Origin of the sequence: Thermohahella caldifontis (assembly GCF_041153465.1) — a bacterium.
GTDB classification, from domain to species: domain Bacteria; phylum Pseudomonadota; class Gammaproteobacteria; order Pseudomonadales; family Oleiphilaceae; genus Thermohahella; species Thermohahella caldifontis.
In genome coordinates this window covers 1,185,166-1,209,099 of record NZ_CP154858.1, presented here as the reverse complement: position 1 = coordinate 1,209,099, position 23,934 = coordinate 1,185,166, and the positions used below count along the sequence as shown (strand labels likewise).

The window sequence follows — 23,934 nt, the reverse complement described above, 5'->3', positions numbered from 1 at the left end:
CCACAGGATGTGGAATAATGCTGTTCAGATATACAGTAAAAAGGTGTGAGGCCAAGAATGGATGATAATCGCAAGAAGGCACTGAGTGCCGCGTTGACGCAAATTGAACGCCAGTTCGGCAAGGGCGCAGTAATGCGCATGGGCGAGCAGCCGCGTGAGGCGATTCCGGCTGTCTCCACCGGTTCGCTCGGGCTGGATGTGGCACTGGGGATCGGCGGTCTGCCGTACGGACGTATTGTGGAAATCTACGGCCCGGAAAGTTCGGGCAAGACCACGCTGACCCTGCAGGTGATCGCCGAAGCCCAGAAGCAGGGCAAGACCTGTGCCTTTGTGGACGCGGAACATGCGCTGGATCCCATTTATGCCGAGAAGCTGGGGGTCAACATTGACGACCTGCTCGTCTCCCAGCCGGATACCGGGGAGCAGGCGCTCGAAATTGCCGACATGCTTGTGCGCTCCGGTGCGGTGGACGTGATCGTGATCGACTCCGTTGCAGCACTGACGCCCAAGGCCGAGATTGAAGGCGAGATGGGCGACTCGCACGTGGGCCTGCAGGCGCGCCTCATGTCTCAGGCACTTCGCAAGCTGACGGCCAGTGTCAAGCAGGCCAACTGTCTGATGGTCTTCATCAACCAGATCCGCATGAAGATCGGCGTGATGTTCGGCAACCCGGAAACGACTACCGGTGGTAATGCCCTGAAATTCTATGCCTCGGTGCGTCTGGATATCCGCCGCACCGGTGCAGTCAAGGAAGGGGATGAGGTCATCGGCAACGAGACCCGCGTCAAGGTGGTCAAGAACAAGGTCGCACCGCCATTCAAGCAGGCCGAATTTCAGATTCTCTACGGCAAGGGCATTTACCGCATGGGCGAGATTCTCGATATGGGGGTACAGCTCAAGCTCGTGGACAAGGCCGGCGCCTGGTACAGCTACAAGGGTGACAAGATCGGGCAAGGCAAGGCCAACGCTGCCCGTTACCTTGAAGAGCATCCGGAAGTCGCTCAGGAAATCGAGCAGGCCATCCGTGCCGAGCTGATGCCTCAGCCGGTCGTGAAAGCCACTGAAGCCGAGACCGTGATCCCGGAATAACTGAGCGATTTATTGACTTTTGACAGGTTGTCCTCAGATAAACAGCGCTACACTGTATTCGTGTACAACAAACGAGGACAACCTCATGCAATGGCTCATCGCAGCATTGGTGGTGGTCGGGATTGGCATCTGGCTCTGGAAGGGCCGTCAGCGCAATCCCTATACGGATCCGGAAGTCAAGGAAGTGGATCAGAAACGGTTCTACGTGCAGCCACCCAGTGACATGGATCCCCCTCCGGATGATCATGAGGGGGACAAGCTCTGAACGTTACTCGTAGTTGCGCAAGGCTTCCGGGTCAAGGATGACGATCTTCTTGCCCTGTGATTGGATCAGTCCCTGGTCCCGCAGGACCGCCAGAATGCGTGACAGGGTTTCCGGCTTGATGGACAGGCGTGAAGCCAGCAACTGTTTCTGAACGCTCAGCTCCAGTTCGCCGCTCTCCTTTCCTACCTGTTCCAGTTCATGGACAAAATAGCGTACCACCCGGTAGGTGGCATTTTTCATTGTCAGCTGTTCGATCTCGTGCATGCGGCTTCTGAGGCGCATGGCCATGTCACCCAGCAGTCTGAGGCACAGATCATTGTTGTTGCGGACGATATCGAGAAACACCTGACTCCTGAACGCATAAATGGTTGAGGGCGTCACCGCGGTTGCGGTCACCGGATAGCGGCGGATGTTCATGAACATCACGGCCTCGGCAAAGGTTTCGTCCGGTGACAGAATCTCGATGACTTTTTCGTTGCCATCCGGATTCAGGCGTGACAGCTTGATCTGGCCGCTATGCACCTGATAGAAATACTCGGCTTCGGTATCCTGGAAGAACAGGTTTTCTCCTGCCTCCAGATCAATGATCTGAGCGTGTTCCCCGATACGGGCCAGTTCATCTTCTGACAGTTTGCTGAACAGGTAATGACGGCGCAGCGAAGCCGTGGTCAATGCGTGCAACATGGTGCATCCTCATACTCTCGACGGGCATAGGATAATGCCTCATGTTGACGCTGTCACTGGAACACCGTGACATATTCGGCGCCGCTGCGGATCAGAAACACCAGTTCCGGCGGAAGTGCCTCCAGTTCGAGCGTATCCAGCAGGTTTTTGGTGCGCAGCCCCAGTTCCGTATCGCCTTCGATCACCAGATCCCGCTGAAAGAAGAGTGTGTCCGGGTCTTCCTTCCGGGAGGCCAGCAACAGAAAGCTGCGCAACGTTCCCCGGATCTCCACATCACAATGCTGGTGGCGGGAGACCTCGATTCGCCGGTCCGGCTTCAGGGTAAAGTCCCAGACCAGCGGGATATCCTGTATGGAGACGCGCAACCAATGTCCTCTCAGGAAGTCGCACTCACCTGCGGCCAGCGCATCGCTCAGCACGTGTTCCAGCAAGCGGGTCAGTGCCCGCTTCTGGATGAAAAACGGAGCATGGGCAGCCGGGCGAGCTGCCAGCACGGGAAGCCGGGGCAGAATGGCGCGAGGTGTCGGCAGTTTCATGGTCTCTCCTGATGCTGCGAACAAAACGCCAGTATGCCCGTTGAGCGGGAAAAGGCATTGATGTGTGTCAATTCCATGTCGGTCGTGATCTGCTAGGCTGGCCGCCCTGAGTTCAGGACAACCGGACCCATGACCACCTCATACCTGACATTTGGACGCTATCTGCGTCGCCGCTTCGGAGAGCACGTGCACAAGATCTCCCTTCATGCCGGCATGACCTGTCCGAACCGGGATGGCAGCAAGGGCATCGGGGGCTGTACCTTCTGCAGCAACGCCACGTTCAGTCCCCATGCGCGGGATCGGCAGGCTGCCGGTATCCGGGAGCAGATCGCCCGTGACAAGGTACGCCTTGCCAAACGCTTCGGGGCGCGGAAATTCCTGGCGTACTTTCAGAGCTATACCAATACCTATGCCGACGTGGAAACGCTGAGGTACCTGTATGATCAGGTCTTTGAAGATCCCGACATGCTCGGACTGTGCGTGGGCACCCGGCCGGACTGTGTGCCCGATGAGGTGCTGGCACTGCTGGCCGGCTATCAGGACGCTGGCCATGAGGTCTGGCTCGAGCTGGGATTGCAAAGCACCTTCGACGCATCGCTTGAACGGGTCAACCGGGGGCATGGTTTCGCCGAGTATGTCGATGCAGTCAAGCGTGCGCGGGCTCATGGTCTCAAGCTGTGTACGCACCTGATTGCAGGGCTTCCCGGGGAGGCACCTTCCGATACGCTCATCAGTTTTGACCGGGTCATGGCGCTGGGCACGGACTCGATCAAGCTCCATCCGCTGCATGTGGTGCGCGGCACACAACTGGCCAGAGAGTGGAAGAGAGGAGAATACCAGCCCATCACCCTGGAGGAATACGCCGACGTGGTGGTGGAAGTGATCCGGCGTGCGCCGGAAGATCTGATATTTCAGCGTATTACGGGCACAGCAAGCCGTGAGCTGTTGCTCGCACCGCAGTGGTGTGAACACAAGGGCCCGGTACTCAGGGCAATTGAACAGAGACTCAGACAACATAACGGGGACACATTATGGAACTCGTCTGTCCGGCAGGCAGTTACCCCGCACTGAAGGCAGCCGTCGATAACGGTGCCGATGCGGTGTATATCGGTTTCAGAAACGATACCAACGCACGCCATTTTGCAGGCCTCAATTTTGAAGGAGACAAGACACGACAGGCCATTCAGTACGCTCGGGACAGGGGCGTGAGGATCTTTGTGGCCATCAATACCTATCCGAGACCGGACGGATGGTCGCGCTGGCAGCGTGCGGTGGATGAAGCCGCCGGCCTGGGTGTGGATGCGCTGATCGCAGCCGACATGAGCGTGCTTGAGTATGCAGCGGAACGCTGGCCGGAGGTGGCACTTCACCTTTCCGTACAGGGATCCTCCACAAACTATGAGTCACTGCGATTCTATCAGAAGCATTTCAATATCCGCAGGGCGGTGCTGCCACGCGTGCTGTCTCTGAAGCAGGTGGAACAGGTGGCCGCCCATTCACCGGTGGATCTGGAGGTGTTCGCCTTTGGATCGCTGTGCATCATGGCTGAAGGTCGTTGCTACCTGTCGTCATATCTGACGGATCAGAGTCCCAACACCTGTGGCGCCTGCTCACCGGCGAGTTTTGTTCGCTGGCAGGAGACGGATCAGGGGCTGGAGTCGCGTCTGAATGATGTGCTGATCGACCGTTACGGTCCGGGGAGAAAGCCGGATACCCCACGTTGTGCAAGGGGCGTTACGTGGTCAACGGTCAGACCTATCATGCCCTGGAAGAGCCGACCAGCCTCAACACCATCGAGCTCATCCCGCAACTGGATGCCATCGGCATCAAGGCGGTCAAGATAGAGGGTCGGCAGCGCAGCCCCGCTTATGTGGAACAGGTCGTCCGGACCTGGCGCAGCGCACTGGATCTGTATGCCCGTCAGCCGGATGCCTACCGGGTCAAGTCACGTTGGGCAGAGGCGCTGGGCAAGGTGTCCGAAGGTGCTCAGACCACCCTGGGTGCCTACTCCCGACCCTGGCAATAGGAGATCGCATGAAACTCGCATTGGGTCCAAATCTGTATTTCTGGCCGCGCGAAGCAACCTTTGACTTTTACCGGCAGGCTGCGCTCTGGGATGTGGACGTGGTGTATCTGGGCGAAACCGTGTGCCCGAAGCGAAGGGAGCTCAGGCTCGAGGACTGGATCGCGATTGGCGAGCAGCTTGCTGAAGCGGGCAAGGAAGTGGTGCTGTCCACCCTGGCGCTGCTGTCGGCCGAATCGGACCTGAAAATGCTGAGACGGATTTGCCGTGAAAGCCCGTTTACAATTGAGGCCAATGACATGGCTGCCGTTCAGTTGCTGTCCGAGGCGGGCGTTCCTTTTGTGGCAGGCCCGACGATCAACACCTACAACGGTCGCACCTTGTCGTTGCTGGCCAGAACCGGCGCACGGCGCTGGGTGATGCCGGTCGAGCTCTCAGGCCAAGCACTTCGCGCCATTCTTGACGAGGCAAGCGAACGTCTGGAAACCCTTCCGGAGACCGAAGTCTTCGCATGGGGATATCTGCCCCTGGCGTATTCCGCCCGCTGCTTCACGGCGCGTCATCACAAGCTGCCCAAGGATGACTGTCGTTTCAAATGCATGGACTACCCGGTGGGGCTGGAAGTCTACTCTCAGGAAGAGGAGCAGGTCTTCACCATCAATGGGATTCAGACCCAATCGGGGCGCCGGTATGACCTCTCCGACCGTGTGGGGGAGTTGAAGGCTGCCGGTGCCACGCACATCCGGATCAGTCCGGAGCCTGTAGGGACCGGAGACGTGGTGGCACGATTCCGCAACGCACTGGCCGGTGAGCCCGTGACAGCCGCTACCAATTCCTGCAACGGTTACTGGTACGGCAAGCCCGGTCTGTCACGGTTCGAGACTCCGGTTATAGAAACTGCTTCGTGAACGCCAGTTTGAGAATCAGCGCCACGCAGGCATAGGCAGCCGCTGTTGCCATGAGGACGCCGCGTGGCGTGGCCGCTCGTTTCAGCGCAATGAAGCCGAAGATGATGTAGCCCACCAAGCCAATCACCTTGCCCGTCAGCCAGTCTGCCTGAAACGGGTATTGTTGCAGAATCAGGGTCAGACCGATTGCGGCTGCCAGCAGAAGGGTATCATTCACATGGGGGGCGATGCGTACCCATTTGCGTGTCAGTTTTTCCGGTGAACTGAGGCGCCACCAGACACGAATCCCGAAAAAGGTGATGCTGATGAATGCGGTCAGCATATGGATATGTTTCAGTGCGGCATACATGCCGTCAGTACCTCCGTTTGGTTGTTGTCAGCGGGATGGGAACAGGTTAAGGTCGCTTCAAAGATGGCATGATGCGGAAGATTGAGATGAAAGTACAGATCAGCATCCAGACCGAGGATTTCGATATCGGAACACTCCATGCGCGTTTCCGTGAAGATGCCCCGCGCGTGGGGGCGATCTCCACCTTTACGGGACTGGTCCGGGACTTCAGTGAGCGTGAGGGGGTACAGGCCCTTGAGCTGGAGCACTATCCCGGCATGACCGAGAAATCCCTCGAGCGGATCGCTCATGAGGCGGGGGAGCGCTGGCCGCTGATCCGTGTCATGGTCGTGCATCGTATCGGGCGGATGGTTGCCGGAGACCAGATTGTCGCGGTTCTGGTCTCCTCGGAGCACCGCGAAGCCGCGTTTGAGGCCTGTGCGTTCATCATGGACTACCTGAAAGTACAGGCCCCTTTCTGGAAAAAGGAAATCACAGCGGATGGAGCGCACTGGGTGGATGCAAGGGAAAAGGATTCGCGCCGGGCTGAGCAATGGCGCGCTACGAACCCCGAGCCGGACGCGCCTGCAAGCTGAGTGCTTCCAGGTCTTCGGGAGTATTGACGTTGCGGAACAGGTCCGGGCAGTCACTGAAGTCCACCGGCTCATGCCCGGTCCGGTTGAGCCAGCCATAGACACTTTTGCCGCCCGCGTTCAGATAGTCACTCAGCAGGTCAAGCTGATCACGATGCAGCAGCACATGCAGATTCTGGAGGCGCCGGCCGTCGTGGGCGACGCGCAGCACCGGCTTGCTGTCAGGTGACAGGTCTGCCGTCATGCGATCCGGGTAACGATGATCCAGAAGCGGGGTATCGCAGGGGGTGACCAGAAGCCAGGGGGTCTCAAGGTATTCACGTGCCGCCAGAATGCCCTGAAGCGGACCATGAAAGCCGGGCAGGGTGTCGGCAAACACCCGGTCGGCAAAACCGGTGTAGGTTGCAGCGTTGCGGTTGCAACTGATGAAGACGGGAAAATGATGCTGGCGGAACAAGGTGGAAAGCCGCTCGGCAAAGCGCTCCCGGTTCCCCAGTGTGAGCAGGCCCTTGTCGGCGCCCTGCAGACGGCTGCCCTGGCCGCCTGCCAGGATCAGAGCGGTGATCGGCTGTGAAATCATCCTGCCTCGGCGGAATCGCTTGCAATACCCAGTTCACTGCACAGGCGCTCTATCCGCGCCAGTGCATTGTCGGTTTCGCGGGTATAGTAGCGGGGCGACTGACAGTAGGCAAACAGAATCCCGTAGCGGTTTCCGTTCCGGGAGGGTGCGCGGCTCACGACCGTGCCAAGAATCCCCTGTTCGGAGATATAACGCCCCCGGAAACTGAACTCAATGCGGTCACCGCGCCGGAAGGCATGGGGCGTTTCGATGGCCATGCCATAACGATTGAAGTCCACGCATTCCACCTCGACGGGCGCCTTGCGCACACCGAACCAAGTGATGACGCGTGCGGTCACCTGCAAATGCCGGGCCTGATGCCGCTCCTTGATACGGCGATCCATAAAACGCACTGAGAGTTGCTCCTGCATGACGCACCTGAAAGAGTTTGTTCTTGTGGATGCCTTGCGTCCGGATGATTCTAGCCCAAAGCCGGCGATATGGGGAGGATTGATGGACGAGTGTACAGAAATAATGTGGTTCAGATCACATTTGACCCGAAGAGGCTGACTTCAGGGATGAGTCTTTGACCCCGGCCCCGGGCGGGTTACACTGGACCCATACCCTGATGATCTCCATTTGCATAAAGGAGCCTGGATGAATTTTCGCAAGCCCCTGCCGGTCAGCCGGCTCAAGCATGCCTGCCGGCGCAAGGACTTTCCTTTTTCGTCCACACGCACACTGGATGCCTTGCAGGGTATCCTCGGGCAGGGGCGGGCAGAAGAAGCGGTACAGTTTGCCATATCCATGATGGCGGGCGGGTACAACGTCTATGCCGTGGGACGCAACGGGCTCGGCAAGCGGACCATGGTGCTGGGCTATCTGGCACGCCAGGAAAACCGCAGCGACGTCTGGGACTGGTGTTATGTCAATGACTTCGAGAATCCGCGCACGCCACGATTCCTGCAACTGACTCCGGGGACAGCGACTGCCTTTCGCAAGGACATGGACACACTGCTGCGGCGTCTTCAGAAACTGGTACCTCAGGCGTTTGACAACGACAGTTACTACGAGCGGGCCGAGAAGCTCAAGAACGAACTGGCAGACAAGCAGGAGCGGGCGCTCAAGCGTCTGGCAAATCAGGCAAAGAAACAGGGCGTGCTGTTGACACTGCAGACACCGGGCGGATACCGGCTCGTGGCGCTCAATGGTGACGAACCGCACACGGAAGAAACCTTTGCGCGTCTGAGTGATGCAGAGCGCAAGCAGGCCGAGGATGCGGTCAATCGCATGGAAAAGAAGCTGCGGGCCGTGCTGCGCAAGCTCAGCGAGTGGGAAGAGCAGTACACCGACATGCACCAGCAACTCAACGAGGAAGTGGCGCTTGGCGTCACGCGCCATCCCATCGAAACGCTCAAGAAAAAGTACAGGGAGAGTCCGGCCATCCAGGCGTGGCTGGATGATGTGCAGACCGATATCCTCAAGCATTTTGACGTGTTCTTCGAGGACGATGACGAATCCGCGGCCCTGTCCCAGGCGGCGCTGGACAACAAGCTGCCGCGCCGGTATCAGGTGAATGTGGTGGCATCCCACGATGATGCCGCAAGCGCACCACCGGTGGTGGTGGAGGATAACCCCACCCACGCCAACCTGTTTGGCTATGTGGAGAACGTCACCTACAAGGGGACCGTGTACACGGACTTCACGCTCATTCGCCCCGGCGCCCTGCATCGGGCCAACGGTGGCTATCTGCTGATGGATGCTGCCAAGGTGCTTGAGCAGCCCTTTGTGTGGGACGGTCTGAAGCGGGCCCTGCGCTCGCGGAAGCTGGCGGTGAATACGCTGGAAAAGGAGCTGTCTCTCTCCGCAACCATCTCGCTGGAGCCCGTGCCCCTGCCACTGGACGTGAAGATTATCCTGTTCGGAGACCGGGAAACCTATCTGCTCCTCAGGGATTACGATCCCGACTTTGGCGAGTTGTTCAAGGTGGTGGCGGACTTCGAGGATGTCATCAGTCGCACACCCGAAACGCAGCTCCAGTATGCCCGATTCATCGCCTCCCTTGTGCGTGACAAGAATCTGCTGCCCATGTCCCGGGATGCGGTCATGCGCGTGATCGAACACAGCAGCCGGGTTGCCGAGCATCAGAACCGCCTTTCACTTCATGCGGCGGACATTGCCTGCTTGCTCAGGGAGTCCGATTACTGGGCCAGACAGGCCGGCGCGCGGATGATTGCACCGGATCATGTAGACAAGGCACTGGCCAGTGCCGAGTACCGGTCGAGCAGGATCCGGGACCAGATCTATGACACCATCGCCGAGGGCACCACCATCCTGGAGACGGAGGGAGAGCGGATTGGTCAGATCAATGCGCTTTCGGTGTTGTATACCGGTGATCACGAATTCGGCATGCCGTCGAAAGTCACGGCAACCTGCTATCACGGCAGCGGAGAGGTCATTGATATTGAGCGGGACGTCAAGCTCGCCGGCGCACTCCATGCCAAGGGCATGATGATCCTTTCCGCCTATCTGGCCTCGTTGCTGGGTCAGGATGGTCCCATACCGCTGGCCGCCAGCATCACCTTTGAGCAGTCCTATCACCCGGTGGATGGGGACAGTGCCACCATGGCCGAATTCTGTGCGCTGGTGTCTGCCATTGCCGAGGTGCCTATCCGGCAATCCCTGGCGATCACCGGCTCCATGAACCAGTTCGGTGAGGCGCAGCCGGTCGGTGGTGTGAATCAGAAGATCGAAGGCTTTTTCGAAACCTGCCGGCTCAAGGGGCTGAGCGGAGAACAGGGTGTCATCATTCCTGCCAAGAATGTGGTCAATCTGATGCTCAAGGATGAGGTGGTGGAAGCGTGCCGCCTTGGGCTCTTCCACATTTATGCCGTGGAGACGGTTGCCGAGGCGCTCGAGTTGCTCACCGGTCTGAAGACCGGCACGCCCAATGCAAAGGGGCGTTATGGGCGTACCACCTTGCTGGGCCACGCGCAACAGCGCATCCTGAAGCATCGGACCATCATGCGTCAGCTGTCCTCCTGATTCATCATGTGATCCCACTCCCGGTCAAGCTTGTGACCGCAGCGGTCACAATAGACCGCGTTGATGTGATGGGTGGCCTTGTGGCAGTTGGTGCACACGTGGTGGGAGTACTCCTTGCGCATGGCGGTCGCCAGTTCGGCAGTAAAGATGCCCGTGGGTACGGCAATCACGGCATAGCCCACAAGCATGACGGCTGATGCGATGAACTGGCCGATTTCAGTCTGGGGTGTAATGTCTCCGTAACCCACCGTAGTCAGGGTGATGATCGCCCAGTACATGGCTCTGGGAATGCTGGTGAAGCCGTGCTCCGGTCCTTCCACCAGATACATGATGGCGCCGAACACGGTGACGATGCCCATGACCACGCACAGGAATACCAGAATCTTCTGCCTGCCCTGGCGCAGTGCCTGCATAAGAGTCTCGGCCTGCTTCACGTACTTGACCATGCGCAGAATCCGGAAGACCCGGACCACCCGGAAGATCCGGACCAGCAGGACATAGTGTGCCTGGGGCAGGAAGATGGCCAGATAGGACGGCAGTACGGAGACCAGATCAATCAGCCCCCAGAAGCTGAAGATGTAGCGGGCCCGTTGGGGGGTGCAATAGATGCGAAGCAGATATTCGGCGGTGAAGAGCAGTGTGAAAATCCACTCAAGGACATTGAACAGCATGCCCCATTTGGCCGACAGTGCCTGGACGCTGTCCAGGATGACCACCAGCACACTGCCCAGAATGCACACAATCAGAGCGATATCAAAATACTTGCCGGCGGGCGTGTCCGACTCGAAGATGATCTGGTAAAGCCTGAGTCGGAGGTCGGCCTGTCTGGGTTCGCTCATGGCGGTGCTGCCCTCGTGATGGCGAGTCAAACTAATTCAAACCGGCAATTGGCGCACCGGCGACGCGCTGGTAAAATACCACGTTCATTCAGCCACGCAAATTGCAGGACACACCTCCATGACCGAAACATCCCGACCCTCCCTGAGCTACCGTGACGCCGGTGTAGACATTGATGCAGGCAATGCTTTGGTTGAGCGGATCAAGGGCGCCGCACAATCCACCCGCCGCCCGGAAGTGCTCGCCGGACTGGGTGGCTTCGGCGCGCTGTTCGAGCTGCCGCGCGGGTATCAGGAGCCCGTACTGGTGTCGGGTACCGATGGTGTCGGCACCAAGCTTCGTCTGGCCATGGACCTGAACCGTCACGACACCATCGGTATCGATCTGGTGGCCATGTGTGTCAATGACCTCATTGTGCAGGGTGCCGAACCCCTGTTTTTCCTGGATTATTATGCTACCGGCAAGCTCAACGTGGATGCGGCGGCAGACGTTGTTTCCGGTATTGCTGAAGGCTGTCGTCAGGCAGGTTGTGCACTGGTAGGTGGCGAAACCGCAGAAATGCCGGGCATGTATGAAGGTGAAGATTACGATCTGGCCGGATTCTGCGTCGGTATCGTGGACAAGCCCAGAATCATAGACGGCAGCCTGGTGCGGGAAGGTGACATCCTGCTGGGTCTGCGGTCTTCCGGGGTGCACTCCAACGGCTTCTCTCTGGTCAGAAAAGTGCTGGAGGTTTCCGGGGCGAGTCTCCATGACCCCTTTGAGGGCAGCACGCTGGGCGAAACACTGCTGACGCCGACCCGCATCTACGTCAAGACCATCCTGGAGCTCATTCGCAACGTGCCTGTTCATGCGCTGTCACATATTACCGGTGGTGGACTGCCCGAAAACCTGCCGCGGGTGCTCCCTGCCAACACCAGAGCGGTGATTGATGCCGGTGCATGGAAACGGCCTGCCATATTCGACTGGCTTCAGGAGGCCGGCAATATTGAAGACCGGGAAATGTACAGAACCTTCAACTGCGGTATCGGCATGGTCATCGTTGTGCCCCAAAGTGCCCGTGATCAGGCGATTCAGCTCCTCAAAGGGTGTGGCGAAGAGGTGATCGAACTGGGACAGATCGAATCTGCAGACAGTGAAAAGCCATACGTCCGGATCGAGGCGTGAGTGACATGTCCGCAAAACCCCGTCTGGCAGTACTGGTTTCAGGCAGCGGGAGCAATCTGCAGGCCATTCTGAATGCCATTCGGACAGGGCATATTGATGCCGAGCCGGCAGTCGTGCTCAGTAATCGTCCGGATGCCCTGGCACTGGAACGGGCGCACAAGGCAGGTGTGCCTGCTGAGGTCGTGGATCACAGGGCGTATGCGACGCGTGAAGCCTTCGATCAGGCCATGATGGACGTGCTCGGACGCCATGAACCGGACTGGGTCATCCTGGCCGGATTCATGCGCATCCTGACACCGGGCTTCGTTCAGGCCTTTGCCGGGCGCATGCTGAACATTCATCCCTCCCTTCTGCCCAGGTATCCGGGTCTGAACACGCATGCCCGCGCCCTCGAAGCCGGAGACCGTGAAGCCGGCGCCAGTGTTCACTTTGTGACCGAGGCGCTGGATGGTGGCCCCGTCATCATGCAGGCGGTCGTGCCCGTGATGCCGGACGATACGCCGGAAGCGCTGGCAGAGCGGGTGCTGGGACAGGAACACCTGCTGTACCCGGAGGTGATCCGGCTTGCCTGTGCAGGCAGACTGGCTCTTGCTGGCGATCAGGTCGAACTGGATGGCCGCGTTCTGACCGCGCCGCTCAGAATTGAAAACTGTGCGGTGGCAGAAGCCTGAACGCCGCACGTCCACCGCGTGCGGCGGCTGGCTGTGCGCGTGGCTCTGCTGGCTGACATTCACCGGGCTCACGGTCTCGCCTGTGCGGGCAGAGGGTGTGCCCGAGCGCCTTGTTCCCTATGTGGCAACTTATGAAGCCCGCCGCAGCGGCCTGTTCCTCCTCAAGGTCAGGGTGACCCGCCAGCTGATCCGGCTTGAGGACGGGCGCTGGCACCTGACCCAGACGGCAGAGGGCTGGCTTTATGCCCGGCGCGAGGAATCGGTTCTGACGTGGGAGGGGGTGTACCCGAAACCTTTACGCTATACCTATGTCAGACGGTGGTTGTGGCAAACCCGGCGGGTCGATCTGATCTTTGACCGCAGGGCACACCGGCTGGTCATCAGTGTCAACGGTGAGCGCTGGACCCAGCCCCTGGGGCAGGGCGACCTGGACACTCTCAGCTGCCAGCTTTATCTGCGGGTGCAACTGCTGGAGGGGCGGGTTCCGAAGGGCTGCAGGATGTCCGATGGCGGCCGCCTGAAATGGACGCCGGCGCGTCTGGCGGGAGAGGATCACATCCTCTGGCGGGGTCGCCGCTACGCGGTGCAGGAGGTTCGGCTCGGTGGGGCGTCCGGTATCGGGATGCAGGTCTGGCTGGCCCCGGCGCTTGCCCATTTGCCTCTCCGGGCACAATACCGAACCCCCGAGGGCGATGAGTTTGTCATGACGCTGAATGACCTTGAGCTGCAATAGACCTTGTCGGGAGAACACATATCATGCCTCGCATTGAGCGCCTCCCTGTCAGTTGCCCGGGCTTTATGGTCGTTGCTCCCCGGCATGAGCAGCCTTGTGTCGGAGGGGTGCTGGCAGTACCATAGCGCCAGAGCTTGTCCGCAGATCGGCGGGCCCGCACAGATGACAGAATGAGGATGCACAGAACATGATTTCGGGAAGCATTGTTGCCTTGGTAACGCCCATGCATGCAGACGGTTCCATTGACTGGGAGGCGCTCGCCAGGCTGGTCAGCTTCCATGTCGAGAACGGTACGGATGCGATCGTGGCCGTGGGAACGACAGGCGAGTCCGCCACGCTCGATTTTGATGAGCATGCAGAAGTCATCCGGTTTGTGGTGCGAGAGGCGGCCGGGCGGATTCCGGTCATTGCGGGTACCGGCGCCAATTCCACGCAGGAAGCCCTGCAGCTGACCCGGTCGGCAGCAGAAGCGGGGGCTGATGCCTGTCTGCTGGTGACACCCTACTACAACAAGCCGACCCAGGAAGGCCTGTACCAGCACTACAAGTTGCTGGCTGACAGCGTGGACATTCCCCAGATTCTCTACAATGTCCCGGGCCGTACCGCCGTGGACCTCAAGAATGAAACCGCACTGCGCCTGGCGGAGCACCCCCGGATCGCGGGCATCAAGGATGCCACCGGAGATATTCCCCGTGGTCAGGAGCTGATCCGCCTGGTCGGTGATGCCATGGCCGTATATTCGGGCGATGACGGTACCTGTGAACAGCTCATGCTCTCCGGAGGCAAGGGCAACATTTCCGTCACTGCGAACGTGGCACCGTCCGCAATGGCCGAACTCTGCCGGCTGGCCATGGCAGGCGAGCGCGAGGCGGCCGAAGCCCTCCAGGCGAGACTGCAACCGCTGCACAAGGCCATGTTCGTGGAGTCCAACCCCATCCCGGTCAAGTGGGCACTGCATCTCATGGGCATGATTGACACGGGTATCCGTCTGCCCCTGACCCCATTGGCCGAGCCGCTGCGTGAACCGTTGCGGCAGGTGCTGGCGGAGCAGGGGTTGCTGGACGCATGAGGCAACTTCGCTGGCTTGCTCCGCTCTGTTTCGCCCTGGTGCTCCCGGCCTGCGAATTCATACCGGACCGGACTCTGGACTATACCCGTGCGCAGCAGCTCCCGCCGCTGTCAACCGGTGGCGTCTTTGACCGTTCGAAGCTCAGGGATGACTGGGTGGTTCCGGAAGGTGAGCGCAAGGCGCTCTCCGAAGAAAAGTTCGAATTGCCCCCTCCGCCACGTGCCCTGGAAGACATCACGGCCATCAAGGCCGCTTACCGGGAGCTTGGTGAGGATCGCTGGCTGGCGGTCAGTGAAAGTCCTTCCAGGATCTGGTCAGCCGTCAGCCGCTACTGGGCTGAAAACGGTCTGCGCATTGTGCGCGAGCAGCCCGACAGCGGTGTCATGGAGGTGAAAGTGCCTCGCAATGCAGCCCGGGCACTGAACTGGCTGGACACCCTGAAACTGACTGATGCGCTGCCGGAAACCTGGACAGTGCACATTCAGAACGGGCTCAAGCGCAACAGCTCGGAGATCCGGCTGGACGGGCCGGATGGGGCGGCCCAGAAAGCACTGCTCACGGCGTTGGAAACCTGGCTCGCCGAACGCAACGAAGAGTCCTACTCCCTGCGTGCACGCCAGCTGGACAGCAAACCGCGCGTGAAACTGCTTGAAAGCGAGGACGGTACGGCGAAGCTCGCCCTGTATGTCGACTATGACCGCGGCTGGTTCGAAGTGGATCAGGCCCTCGCACAGGCGGGTATCCGGGTGGTGGACCGGGATCGCAGCCAGGGAACCTGGGATGTCGCCCTCAAGACACGCACCATCTTCGAGCGCTGGCTGGATCGACTGAAAGGGCTCGGTGATCAGCCACCTGCCGACACCCGCCTGCGGCTGATTCGCGGCAATGACGGACTGATCCTGCAGGCCGAACCCCTGTCAAGCGGGCAGGCCGGCCAGGAACGCGCACGACGGCTGATCGAGAACGTACTGGAACACCTGAGTTAAATTTGCGGAGAAACGCATGCAAAAAGGCAAAGAACTGTACCGGGGCAAGGCCAAATCCGTTTATGAAACGGATGATCCCAATCTGTTCATCATGGAATACCGGAACGATACCTCCGCATTCGATGGTGCAAAAAAGGCTCAACTGGATGACAAGGGCGCGGTGAACAACAAGATCAACGCGTTCATCATGGAAAAGCTGCAGGCCGCGGGCATCCCCACACACTTCGTCCGTCTGCTGAGCGATACCGAATCCCTGGTCCGGCGCCTGCGCATGGTTCCGGTGGAGTGCGTGGTGCGCAACCGGGCCGCAGGCAGTCTGTGCAAGCGTCTGGGCATTGAGGAGGGTCGTGAACTGAATCCGCCCACCTACGAGCTTTTCCTCAAGAACGACGCGCTGCATGATCCGATGATCAATGACTCCCATGCCATCACCTTCGGCTGGGCCACCGAGGCCGAACTGGCGACCATGAAGGATCTGACTTTCCGGGTGAATGATGTCCTGCGTCGACTGTTCGATGAGGCGGGCATGATTCTGGTGGATTACAAGCTGGAGTTCGGCGAGTGCGACGGCAGGATCGTGCTGGGTGACGAATTCAGTCCGGATGGTTGCCGCATCTGGGACAAGGCGACCGGTGAAAAGATGGACAAGGACCGGTTCAGGCAAGATCTGGGAAATGTCATAGACTATTACAAGGAAGTGGGGCGTCGTCTGGGCGTGTCACTCTGAAAGACATTCCGAACACAGAACCGGAGGATACGATGAAGCTGAAGCACACCATCCTTGCCCTGAGTTGCGCTGCGGCGCTGGCGCCCGCTGTCCGGGCCGATACACTGGGTCTGTTTGCCGGCGTCAGTGGCTGGATGCCGTCCTATAACGGTACGTTCACGTCGAACAACAATGACATCGACATGGAAAAGGACCTGGGCTTTGATGACAGCACCTTCGTCACGGGCTATGTGGCGTTTGAACACCCGGTGCCTGCACTACCCAACCTCAGGCTGGGATATACGGAGCTGAGCGAAACGGCAAAGGGCACGCTGACCAAGACCTTCCGCAACGTGTCGTTTTCCGGTGATGTCACAACCGAATTCGACCTGACCCACACGGATCTCACGGCCTACTGGCGACTGCTGGACAATGTCGTCAATCTGGACCTTGGGCTGCAGGCCAAGTTCTTTGATGGCATGGTTCGGGTGGAACAAACACTGCCAATCGCCAAACAGGAAACGGTGGATGTCAACGAAGTGCTGCCACTCGTTTATGTGGGCGCGGGAGTGGATCTGCCGTTTACCGGGCTGTCCGCCAATGCCTCGGTGGCCGGCATCGGATACAGTGGCAACCGGCTGCTGGATGTCAACGCCAATATCAAGTACGAAATCAATGTCGTGGGTATCGAAGCCGGCTACCGCTCATTCGATGTGGTGCTGGACGACGTGGATGACGTGGATTTCGATGTTCGCATCGGCGGTCCCTACCTGGGCGCCTTTGTACACTTCTGATCGGGGATCGCATGCGCATATTGGTAACAGGAAGTGCCGGCTTTATCGGCTCACATGTCTCACGTTATCTGCTTGAGCGCGGGGATGAGGTCATCGGGGTGGACAACCTCAACGACTACTATGACGTCTCGCTCAAGCAGGCCCGGCTGGCCACGCTGGAGCCCTACGAAAATTACCAGGATGTTCGTCTGGATGTTGCAGACCGGGAGGGCATGGACCGACTTTTCTCGCTCTACAAGCCCCAGCGTGTGGTGCACCTGGCCGCTCAGGCCGGTGTGCGCTATTCGCTGGAGAACCCGCACGCCTACGTGGATGCCAATCTGGTCGGGTTCATGAACATTCTGGAAGGTTGTCGTCGTCATGAGGTGGAGCATCTGGTGTATGCATCCAGCAGCTCCGTCTACGGCGCCAATACCAGCATGCCGTTTTCGATTCACGACAATGTGGATCATCCGCTGAGTCTGTATGCGGCCAGCAAGAAGGCCAACGAGCTGATGGCGCATACCTACAGCAACCTCTATCAGCTCCCCACCACAGGCCTGCGCTTTTTCACGGTGTATGGTCCCTGGGGCCGGCCCGACATGGCGCTGTTCATCTTCACCCGCAAGATTCTGGCGGGCGAACCCATTGATGTGTTCAATTACGGCAAGCACAAGCGTGACTTCACCTACATTGATGACATCGTGGAAGGCGTGGTGCGCACCCTGGATCACGTTGCCCGGCCGAATCCGGACTGGTCGGGAGAGCGGCCCGATCCGGGCACCAGCTTTGCCCCGTACCGGCTCTATAACATCGGCAGCAACAACCCGGTCGAACTGTCCCGTTACATCGAGATCCTTGAGGAATGTCTCGGCCGCAAGGCAGAGAAAAACCTGCTGCCCCTGCAGCCGGGGGATGTACCGGCCACCTATGCGGATGTGCAGGATCTGATCAACGACGTGGGCTACAAGCCGGAAACGCCCGTCGAAGTCGGGATCCGCAAGTTTGTGGACTGGTACCGGGACTTCTACAAGGTCTGAGGGGAGCTGCGTCACATGCCGGAATCCATCCTGTCCCTGCTGGACAACAACCGCCGCTGGGCGGCAGACATTCAGGCGCGGAATCCGGGCTTCTTTGACCGGCTCAAGCAACAGCAAACACCCGGCTACCTCTGGATCGGCTGCGCCGACAGCCGGGTGCCTGCCAACGAAATTGTGGGCCTGCCTCCGGGAGAGGTCTTCGTCCATCGCAACGTGGCGAATGTGGTCGTGCACTCGGATCTCAACTGCCTTTCCGTTGTGCAGTATGCCGTCGAAGTGCTCAAAGTGCGCCACATCATCGTGACCGGACATTACGGTTGCGGCGGCGTCCGTGCGGCCATGTCCAGCGGACAATTCGGCATGATCGACAACTGGCTGCGCCACATCAAGGATGTTTACCTCATTCATCAGCGCGAGCTGGATGCCATCGAAGATGAAGAGCTGCGGGCGGACCGGCTCTGTGAGCTCAATGTGGTGCACCAGGTGCGCAACGTGTGCTATACGTCCATCGTGCAGAATGCGTGGCAGCGCGGTCAGAAACTGGCCGTGCATGGCTGGATCTACGGACTGGCGGATGGTTTGCTCAAGGATCTTCAGGTGACGGTCAGCGGTCCGGACCAGTTGCCCGGTGTATATCGTTATGTGCAGGGTTGACCACCGTCAAAGCAGGCATGGCCCAAAGCCGCTATGCTTCGGACCATGTACCATTCTGATGAATCTCAATTTTGAGGGGGTCCTGTGGGACACAAGAGTCAAGCCGAATTCAAGCCTCTGAACATTGCCGTGCTGACGGTTTCCGACACCCGTGGGCTGGCTGAAGACACATCCGGAGACGCCTTGGTAGAAGGGCTTCAGGAGGCGGGTCACGTTCTTGCAGACCGGGTGATCATTCCGGACGACGTCTACCTTCTGCGTCGCGAGGTATCCCGCTGGATTGCGGAGCCGACGGTGCACGTGGTCCTGATTACCGGGGGTACCGGATTCACGGATCGGGACAGCACACCCGAGGCGATCAGGCCGCTTTTCGACAAGGAAATCGAAGGTTTCGGCGAGCTGTTCCGGCAGATATCCCACACTGAAATCGGTTCATCCACCATTCAGTCCCGGGCCGTTGCCGGACTGGCGAACAAGACGGTGATTTTCTGCATGCCGGGCTCAACGGGAGCATGCCGGACTGCCTGGAACGGTATCATCCGCGAACAGCTGGATGCACGACACAAGCCGTGCAATTTTGCCGGGCTGCTGCTCCAGAAGAAAGCGCCGGAGAAAGCCCCCATTTCAGCCAAGCCCGAGTGCGGGAGCCGGGGATGAGTGCGGGATGTTGTGATACCGGGGGACTGACGCCGCTCAATGACGCCCTCGCTCAGATTCTGGCGGTACTGAATCCGGTGGATGGCGAGGAGACGGTGGCGCTGACAGCCTCCCTGGGGCGGATTCTGAGTCGGGACGTGGTCTCGCCGGTGGCCGTACCGCCTTGGGACAACAGTGCAATGGACGGGTATGCTGTTCGGGTACAGGATCTCGTGCAGGCCGAAGGGCGCTTGCCGGTTTCACAACGGATCCCGGCGGGTGCGGTGCCGCAGCCCCTGCAGCCCGGCACTGCGGCGCGGATCTTCACCGGCGCGCCGGTGCCCGAAGGTGCCGATGCCGTCATCATGCAGGAAGTCTGCAGGGAAGAGTCGGGGTTTCTGGTCACGGACGCCAGGCCGCAGCCCGGTGACAATATCCGTCCCAGAGGACAGGATCTGCATGAAGGGCAGCTCATGCTCCCCGGAGGGCGGCGCATTCGGCCTCAGGACATGGGACTTCTGGCATCAGTGGGCCTGGCAGAGGTGCCGGTCCGGCGGCGTCTCACCGTGGCCTTGCTTTCCAGTGGAGATGAACTGTGTGAGCCGGGTCAACCGCTGGGCGAAGGACAGATCTACAACTCAAACCGCTATACTCTGCGCGGCCTTCTGAGTGCCTGGGGCTGCGAGATTGTCGACTTTGGGGTGATGGCCGATACACCGGAGGCAACCGAGGCGGCATTGTCCCGTGCGGCCGAATCGGCAGACCTGGTGATTACATCGGGCGGCGTTTCCGTGGGTGAAGAAGATCACCTCAAGGCTGCGGTTGAACGTCTGGGTGCCCTGAACCTCTGGCGTCTGGCGATCAAGCCGGGCAAACCGCTGGCCTGGGGGCGCGTGGGCGATGCGCATTATCTGGGATTGCCCGGCAATCCCATGGCCGTGTTCGTCACGGCGCTGATGGTGGGCCGGCCCGTGATCCGGCGGTTACAGGGGGAATCGGCCGCCGAGCCGTTGTCCGTGCGCCTGCGTGCGAGCTTCTCCACACGCAAGCCGCAGAAGCGGGAAGAGTTTCTGCGTTGCCGTGCAATCAGGGCCGGAGAGGAATGGGTTGTAGAAAGATACGCCAATCAGAGCTCGGGTGTTCTGTATTCCGCGACCTGGGGGAACGGCTTGGTACGCGTGCCCGCCGGTGCCGTGATTCAGGAAGGTGACCTGGTCGAATTCCTCCCTTTCAGTGACCTGATTCCGGGTTGAAAAAAGGGGTTGATCAGGGTGCGGCTCTTTGATAGAGTACGCACCCGCTGACGCAGTTAACGAATGGGTCTATAGCTCAGTTGGTTAGAGCGCTGCCTTGACATGGCAGAGGTCACTGGTTCGAGTCCAGTTAGACCCACCATCTCCCAATTTTCGATTCCCTTTTCCGATCAATCACTTCTGATAGTCGTGTACGCTTTCCGGCGTGTGTGCCCTTGTTCCTTTACCCGGCGCATGACTCATGCTTGAATGACCGCTGGTCGTTTGAGAGAGGTCATCATGAAAGCATTGCAATGTGTTGAGCTGGGCGGGCCGGATCGTCTGCAACTTGCGAATATTCCCGCGCCTGAGGCCAAGGGCAGGGGTGTGCGTGTCCGGGTGGCCGCGGCGGGTCTGAATTTTCCCGATACGCTCATCATTCGGGGGCAGTACCAGTTCAAGCCGCCATTACCGTTCGTCCCGGGCGGTGAGGTTGCCGGAGAGGTGGTCAGTGTCGGGGAGCAGGTGACCCGCTTCAGGCCGGGTGATCGTGTCATGGGGCTGACGGGGATTGGTGCTTTCGCCGAAGAGGTGGTTGTCACCGAGCAGAACCTGATGCCGGTGCCGGAAGGCATGGATCTGATCACGGCAGGCGGTTTTCCCATGATCTACGGTACATCCTGGCATGCGCTGGTTCAGCGTGGGCATCTGCAGGCCGGCCAGACATTGCTGGTACTGGGGGCGGGCGGCGGCGTCGGTCTCGCGGCGGTCAATATCGGTGCGGCGCTGGGTGCCACCGTCATTGCGGCAGCCAGCTCAGACGAAAAGCTGGAGGCTGCCCGCAAGGCGGGGGCGACCCATACCATCAATTACACGGAAACCTCACTCCGGGATGCGGTCAAAAGCCTTACCAAGGGTGCAGGTGTGGATGTGGCTTATGATCCGGTGGGGGGCGACCTGACCGAGCAGGCATTGCGTAGCATGGGCTGGGGCGGAAGGCTGCTGATTGTGGGCTTTGCCAGCGGTACAATTCCGAAATTGCCGGCCAATCTGCCTCTGCTCAAGGGTTGTGACATCTGTGGCGTGTTCTGGGGCGCCTACACCATGAAAGACCCTCAGGGCAATGCAGATAATTTCCGGAAAATGGCCGAATTGTATGCGGCGGGTAAGCTCACGCCACCCGCCGTGAAGCGCTATGCCTTGTCAGACTGGCAGACGGCCTTTTCGGACATGGAGTCCCGCCGCCTGACAGGGAAGGCCGTCCTTATCCCTGATGAGTCCGGTCCCGCATGAGCGCACGCTGACGTGCCTCGGGTCGCCTGAACCAGGTTCTGAGCAGGTTTTCCTGCTGGCTGGCCCGGTCTTCCGGTGCCAGTCCGCTCTGCGTCTGAAGCTGTTCCACGGCCTTGCGGTAGCCGGAATAGGCCTCATCAAACTCACGTTCCTGTTGCCAGGTAGTGATGGCCCGTTGTCTTGCTGCCTCGTCATAGCCGGCCTGTTGCAGCAGGGCATCCAGTTCGGTTTCTGAACGTGCCTTCTGCATGGCCTCCAGGCCCGCCGAGATGCGGGCGTTGGTCGCTTCCTGAGACGCCACCACTTCCTTAAGGCCTTCGGGCAGTTGCTCGCGTGCCTGACGCAGGGCACGTTCACGCTCGTCCGCACTGAGATTGGGGTTGGTCCGCACCTTCATGGTTTCAATGGTGAAGGCGCCGTAGGCTTCTTCGTCCGCGAAAAAGGCACTGGCGGTTTCCGGTCCCAGGTAACTGACCCGCAGACCATGCAGCGAGTCCAGCGTGTCGGAAAGCGACTGAATGATGGCCTCCGGGCCACTGCCCCGGGCCGGTGCCGGGTTGGAGAGCAGCTCGTTTGCAGCATCCAGGTAGGCCAGATAGCGGTCCAGCAGATCCGCCATGTCCCGCGCGGCCGCCTCGCCGCCAGTTTGTTGCGCTTCGTGAATCAGTCGGGCGCGTATGGCGTTGACGTCCAGCTCGCCCAGGCTGGTGAGCCAGTAGTCGATCCGGTCCCGCAATGCCCGGTCGCGCACCAGCCTTCCGGTCGTGTCGGTGGTGAGGCGGCCATCCTCCTGGGTGCCGGCCAGTGACCGGGGGCGGAAGTCCCTTTCCAGTATGGCGGCCTGAACCTCATCCGCCTTGGTCTGCTTTGTCGCAGGCGCAGGCATCTCACCCCGTGCCGCAACCAGTGGTACCGGGGTATCTGCGATAACCTCCGGACTGGACGGTGACCAGAGCCACCCCATGCCCAGCATGCCGCCGAACGCCAGTACGGTAAAGATCAGTTGTCGTGGTATCCGGCTGTTCATGCCTCAGAGTCCCATGTTCCGCAGCCGGTTTGCCTGGGCGCGATAGAGGCTGGGTACATTGATGCTGCCGGTTTCGCCGAAAATATGGTTGACGGCATCGAAATGATTGAGGGGGTAGTCAATGCGGATGACGCGACCGAATTTTTGTGAGCAGATATCTGTCAGGCCGTCGCTGGGCCGGCTGGAAAAGCTGGCGGTCAGGCTGAGGAAGGCGTCTTCGGCTTCGTTGAGCACCATGTTCGGCCGGAAGATATCATACCATTTGAAGTCGGTGGTGGTGGGATCCGTGCCGCCCCAGGAAAACGCCTTGATGCGGTGCCCGTAGATCCAGAGATCTTCACTGCCGGTGCCGCAGCCGTCGGGATCCAGTCCCTGCCAGCCGAGCAGGCTATTCTGGCGAATCATCTCATCCGTGGTCATGGTGTAGGCCGCGGCCATGGAGTCCTGGCTGCAGCGGCCGGTAGTCAGGCAGGTCAGATCGTCACTGTTGCCGGCGTCGAGCAGGGTGGCCAGATACCCGAGTGTCTTGCCCAGCGCATCAATCACGCCACCGCGTACAGTGCCCTGCGGAACAGCCTTGACAAAGGTGTCGGCGAAGAACGAGCCCTTGTTGACCCCGTGTATGGAGGTAATGGAGGCAATCCGCTCCGGTATCACGGTGGCCGCCCAGCGTGATGTCGGAGCACCCTGGCTGTGGGCGAACAGATTGAACTTGTAGTCTTCCAGCGCAGAGAGATAGCGCACCAGCTGGTCAGCCCGGTATTCGTTGCTGTTCAGAAAGGCAACGGTCGGCACATAGACCTTGGCACCGGAACGCTGGAGTTCGTAGGGAATGCGGTACATGTGCTCGATCAGCCCGAGAAGACTGTCCCAGCCCATGACACCGTGTACAAGGACAATGGGGTAGCGGGTTTGGGTATAGGTATCGGCTGCCTGAGCCGGCGTGAGGGACGACAGCAGCAGCCCCAGTGCGAGGATGACTTGTTTCATGGTTCAGTTCCTGGTTTGTTGTATTTGTAATTGGTACTGCCGTACACACTATACGGATGGGGCACCCTCAATACATTCCCCCAAACGTGG

At 59.7% G+C, this 23,934-nt stretch carries 26 protein-coding genes, 1 tRNA gene and 1 pseudogene; 20 read left to right on the top strand and 8 right to left on the bottom strand.

Annotated features, from left to right (window positions below; translation table 11 throughout):
* Positions 1-57 precede the first annotated feature (57 nt).
* Together recA and AAIA72_RS05875 are read left to right on the top strand one after the other, a co-directional pair.
* Positions 58-1,089 (top strand): recombinase RecA, encoded by a 1,032-nt coding sequence (recA, locus tag AAIA72_RS05880; protein WP_369602484.1) that lies wholly within the window; start codon positions 58-60, stop codon positions 1,087-1,089.
* Positions 1,090-1,174: 85 nt separating this feature from the next.
* Positions 1,175-1,354, top strand: coding sequence for a hypothetical protein (locus AAIA72_RS05875; RefSeq protein ID WP_369602483.1), 180 nt, complete (start codon positions 1,175-1,177; stop codon positions 1,352-1,354).
* 3 nt (positions 1,355-1,357) lie between these two features.
* On the opposite strand, the gene AAIA72_RS05870 is transcribed toward AAIA72_RS05875, so the two are convergent.
* Together AAIA72_RS05870 and AAIA72_RS05865 are read right to left on the bottom strand one after the other, a co-directional pair.
* Entirely contained in the window at positions 1,358-2,038 is a 681-nt protein-coding gene (locus AAIA72_RS05870) for a Crp/Fnr family transcriptional regulator (protein ID WP_369602482.1), read from the bottom strand.
* A 53-nt stretch (positions 2,039-2,091) separates the two neighbouring features.
* Positions 2,092-2,574, bottom strand: a complete 483-nt coding sequence (locus AAIA72_RS05865; RefSeq protein WP_369602481.1) for an SCP2 domain-containing protein — start codon at positions 2,572-2,574, stop codon at positions 2,092-2,094.
* Between the two features lie 129 nt (positions 2,575-2,703).
* On the opposite strand from AAIA72_RS05865, the gene AAIA72_RS05860 reads away from it, so the two are divergent.
* From AAIA72_RS05860 to AAIA72_RS05850, 3 genes and pseudogenes are all read left to right on the top strand, one after another.
* Positions 2,704-3,645, top strand: a complete 942-nt coding sequence (locus AAIA72_RS05860; RefSeq protein WP_369602480.1) for a TIGR01212 family radical SAM protein — start codon at positions 2,704-2,706, stop codon at positions 3,643-3,645.
* A pseudogene (locus tag AAIA72_RS05855) lies at positions 3,606-4,600 on the top strand (peptidase U32 family protein). Before AAIA72_RS05860 ends, AAIA72_RS05855 begins: the two are co-directional and overlap by 40 nt.
* Before the next feature lie 8 nt (positions 4,601-4,608).
* A complete protein-coding gene (locus AAIA72_RS05850) occupies positions 4,609-5,505 on the top strand; it encodes a U32 family peptidase (protein ID WP_369602479.1) in 897 nt (298 codons plus the stop codon).
* Here the strand turns inward: AAIA72_RS05850 and AAIA72_RS05845 are convergent.
* The gene (locus tag AAIA72_RS05845) at positions 5,486-5,854 is read right to left on the bottom strand and encodes a SirB2 family protein (protein WP_369602478.1); all 369 of its coding nucleotides are present in this window, start codon (positions 5,852-5,854) and stop codon (positions 5,486-5,488) included. The two genes, AAIA72_RS05850 and AAIA72_RS05845, sit on opposite strands and share 20 nt — an antisense overlap.
* Positions 5,855-5,940: 86 nt before the next feature.
* Between AAIA72_RS05845 and moaE the strand changes: the two genes are divergently transcribed.
* Entirely contained in the window at positions 5,941-6,429 is a 489-nt protein-coding gene (gene moaE, locus AAIA72_RS05840; protein ID WP_369602477.1) for a molybdopterin synthase catalytic subunit MoaE, read from the top strand.
* Here the strand turns inward: moaE and mobA are convergent.
* The gene (gene mobA / locus AAIA72_RS05835; protein WP_369602476.1) at positions 6,395-7,006 is read right to left on the bottom strand and encodes a molybdenum cofactor guanylyltransferase MobA; all 612 of its coding nucleotides are present in this window, start codon (positions 7,004-7,006) and stop codon (positions 6,395-6,397) included. The genes moaE and mobA overlap by 35 nt on opposite strands.
* Complete coding sequence (locus tag AAIA72_RS05830; RefSeq protein ID WP_369602975.1) at positions 7,003-7,389, bottom strand: PilZ domain-containing protein; 387 nt, start codon at positions 7,387-7,389, stop codon at positions 7,003-7,005. Before AAIA72_RS05830 ends, mobA begins: the two co-directional genes overlap by 4 nt.
* Before the next feature lie 253 nt (positions 7,390-7,642).
* On the opposite strand from AAIA72_RS05830, the gene AAIA72_RS05825 reads away from it, so the two are divergent.
* Positions 7,643-10,030, top strand: a complete 2,388-nt coding sequence (locus AAIA72_RS05825; RefSeq protein WP_369602475.1) for a Lon protease family protein — start codon at positions 7,643-7,645, stop codon at positions 10,028-10,030.
* On the opposite strand, the gene AAIA72_RS05820 is transcribed toward AAIA72_RS05825, so the two are convergent.
* Positions 10,015-10,869, bottom strand: coding sequence for an ion transporter (locus tag AAIA72_RS05820; protein WP_369602474.1), 855 nt, complete (start codon positions 10,867-10,869; stop codon positions 10,015-10,017). The genes AAIA72_RS05825 and AAIA72_RS05820 overlap by 16 nt on opposite strands.
* A 118-nt stretch (positions 10,870-10,987) precedes the next feature.
* On the opposite strand from AAIA72_RS05820, the gene purM reads away from it, so the two are divergent.
* The 13 genes from purM (at position 10,988) to AAIA72_RS05755 (ending at position 21,827) form a co-directional block, all read left to right on the top strand.
* On the top strand, positions 10,988-12,034 hold the full coding sequence (gene purM / locus AAIA72_RS05815) for a phosphoribosylformylglycinamidine cyclo-ligase (RefSeq protein WP_369602473.1): 1,047 nt from the start codon (positions 10,988-10,990) through the stop codon (positions 12,032-12,034).
* A 5-nt stretch (positions 12,035-12,039) separates the two neighbouring features.
* Entirely contained in the window at positions 12,040-12,705 is a 666-nt protein-coding gene (purN, locus tag AAIA72_RS05810; protein WP_369602472.1) for a phosphoribosylglycinamide formyltransferase, read from the top strand.
* Entirely contained in the window at positions 12,686-13,438 is a 753-nt protein-coding gene (locus tag AAIA72_RS05805; RefSeq protein ID WP_369602471.1) for a DUF3108 domain-containing protein, read from the top strand. The genes purN and AAIA72_RS05805 overlap by 20 nt, the downstream gene beginning before the upstream one ends.
* Before the next feature lie 187 nt (positions 13,439-13,625).
* Positions 13,626-14,507 carry a 4-hydroxy-tetrahydrodipicolinate synthase gene (dapA, locus tag AAIA72_RS05800; RefSeq protein ID WP_369602470.1) on the top strand — a complete coding sequence of 294 codons (882 nt, stop codon included), beginning with the start codon at positions 13,626-13,628 and terminating at the stop codon, positions 14,505-14,507.
* Positions 14,504-15,493 carry an outer membrane protein assembly factor BamC gene (gene bamC, locus AAIA72_RS05795; RefSeq protein ID WP_369602469.1) on the top strand — a complete coding sequence of 330 codons (990 nt, stop codon included), beginning with the start codon at positions 14,504-14,506 and terminating at the stop codon, positions 15,491-15,493. Before dapA ends, bamC begins: the two co-directional genes overlap by 4 nt.
* 16 nt (positions 15,494-15,509) lie before the next feature.
* The gene (purC, locus tag AAIA72_RS05790; RefSeq protein ID WP_369602468.1) at positions 15,510-16,220 is read left to right on the top strand and encodes a phosphoribosylaminoimidazolesuccinocarboxamide synthase; all 711 of its coding nucleotides are present in this window, start codon (positions 15,510-15,512) and stop codon (positions 16,218-16,220) included.
* Positions 16,221-16,252: 32 nt separating this feature from the next.
* Positions 16,253-16,993 (top strand): TIGR04219 family outer membrane beta-barrel protein, encoded by a 741-nt coding sequence (locus tag AAIA72_RS05785; protein WP_369602467.1) that lies wholly within the window; start codon positions 16,253-16,255, stop codon positions 16,991-16,993.
* Between the two features lie 11 nt (positions 16,994-17,004).
* Positions 17,005-18,012 (top strand): NAD-dependent epimerase, encoded by a 1,008-nt coding sequence (locus AAIA72_RS05780; RefSeq protein ID WP_369602466.1) that lies wholly within the window; start codon positions 17,005-17,007, stop codon positions 18,010-18,012.
* A gap of 15 nt (positions 18,013-18,027) precedes the next feature.
* Complete coding sequence (gene can / locus AAIA72_RS05775; protein WP_369602465.1) at positions 18,028-18,666, top strand: carbonate dehydratase; 639 nt, start codon at positions 18,028-18,030, stop codon at positions 18,664-18,666.
* Between the two features lie 84 nt (positions 18,667-18,750).
* Complete coding sequence (gene moaB, locus AAIA72_RS05770; protein WP_369602464.1) at positions 18,751-19,323, top strand: molybdenum cofactor biosynthesis protein B; 573 nt, start codon at positions 18,751-18,753, stop codon at positions 19,321-19,323.
* Positions 19,320-20,555 carry a gephyrin-like molybdotransferase Glp gene (gene glp / locus AAIA72_RS05765; RefSeq protein WP_369602463.1) on the top strand — a complete coding sequence of 412 codons (1,236 nt, stop codon included), beginning with the start codon at positions 19,320-19,322 and terminating at the stop codon, positions 20,553-20,555. The genes moaB and glp overlap by 4 nt, the downstream gene beginning before the upstream one ends.
* 65 nt (positions 20,556-20,620) lie before the next feature.
* Positions 20,621-20,697 (top strand) — tRNA-Val (locus AAIA72_RS05760).
* Positions 20,698-20,834: 137 nt separating this feature from the next.
* Positions 20,835-21,827, top strand: a complete 993-nt coding sequence (locus AAIA72_RS05755; RefSeq protein ID WP_369602462.1) for an NADPH:quinone oxidoreductase family protein — start codon at positions 20,835-20,837, stop codon at positions 21,825-21,827.
* Here the strand turns inward: AAIA72_RS05755 and AAIA72_RS05750 are convergent.
* Positions 21,799-22,854 carry a lipase secretion chaperone gene (locus AAIA72_RS05750; RefSeq protein WP_369602461.1) on the bottom strand — a complete coding sequence of 352 codons (1,056 nt, stop codon included), beginning with the start codon at positions 22,852-22,854 and terminating at the stop codon, positions 21,799-21,801. The genes AAIA72_RS05755 and AAIA72_RS05750 overlap by 29 nt on opposite strands.
* A 3-nt stretch (positions 22,855-22,857) precedes the next feature.
* A complete protein-coding gene (locus AAIA72_RS05745) occupies positions 22,858-23,844 on the bottom strand; it encodes an esterase/lipase family protein (protein ID WP_369602460.1) in 987 nt (328 codons plus the stop codon).
* Positions 23,845-23,934: the final 90 nt, after the last annotated feature.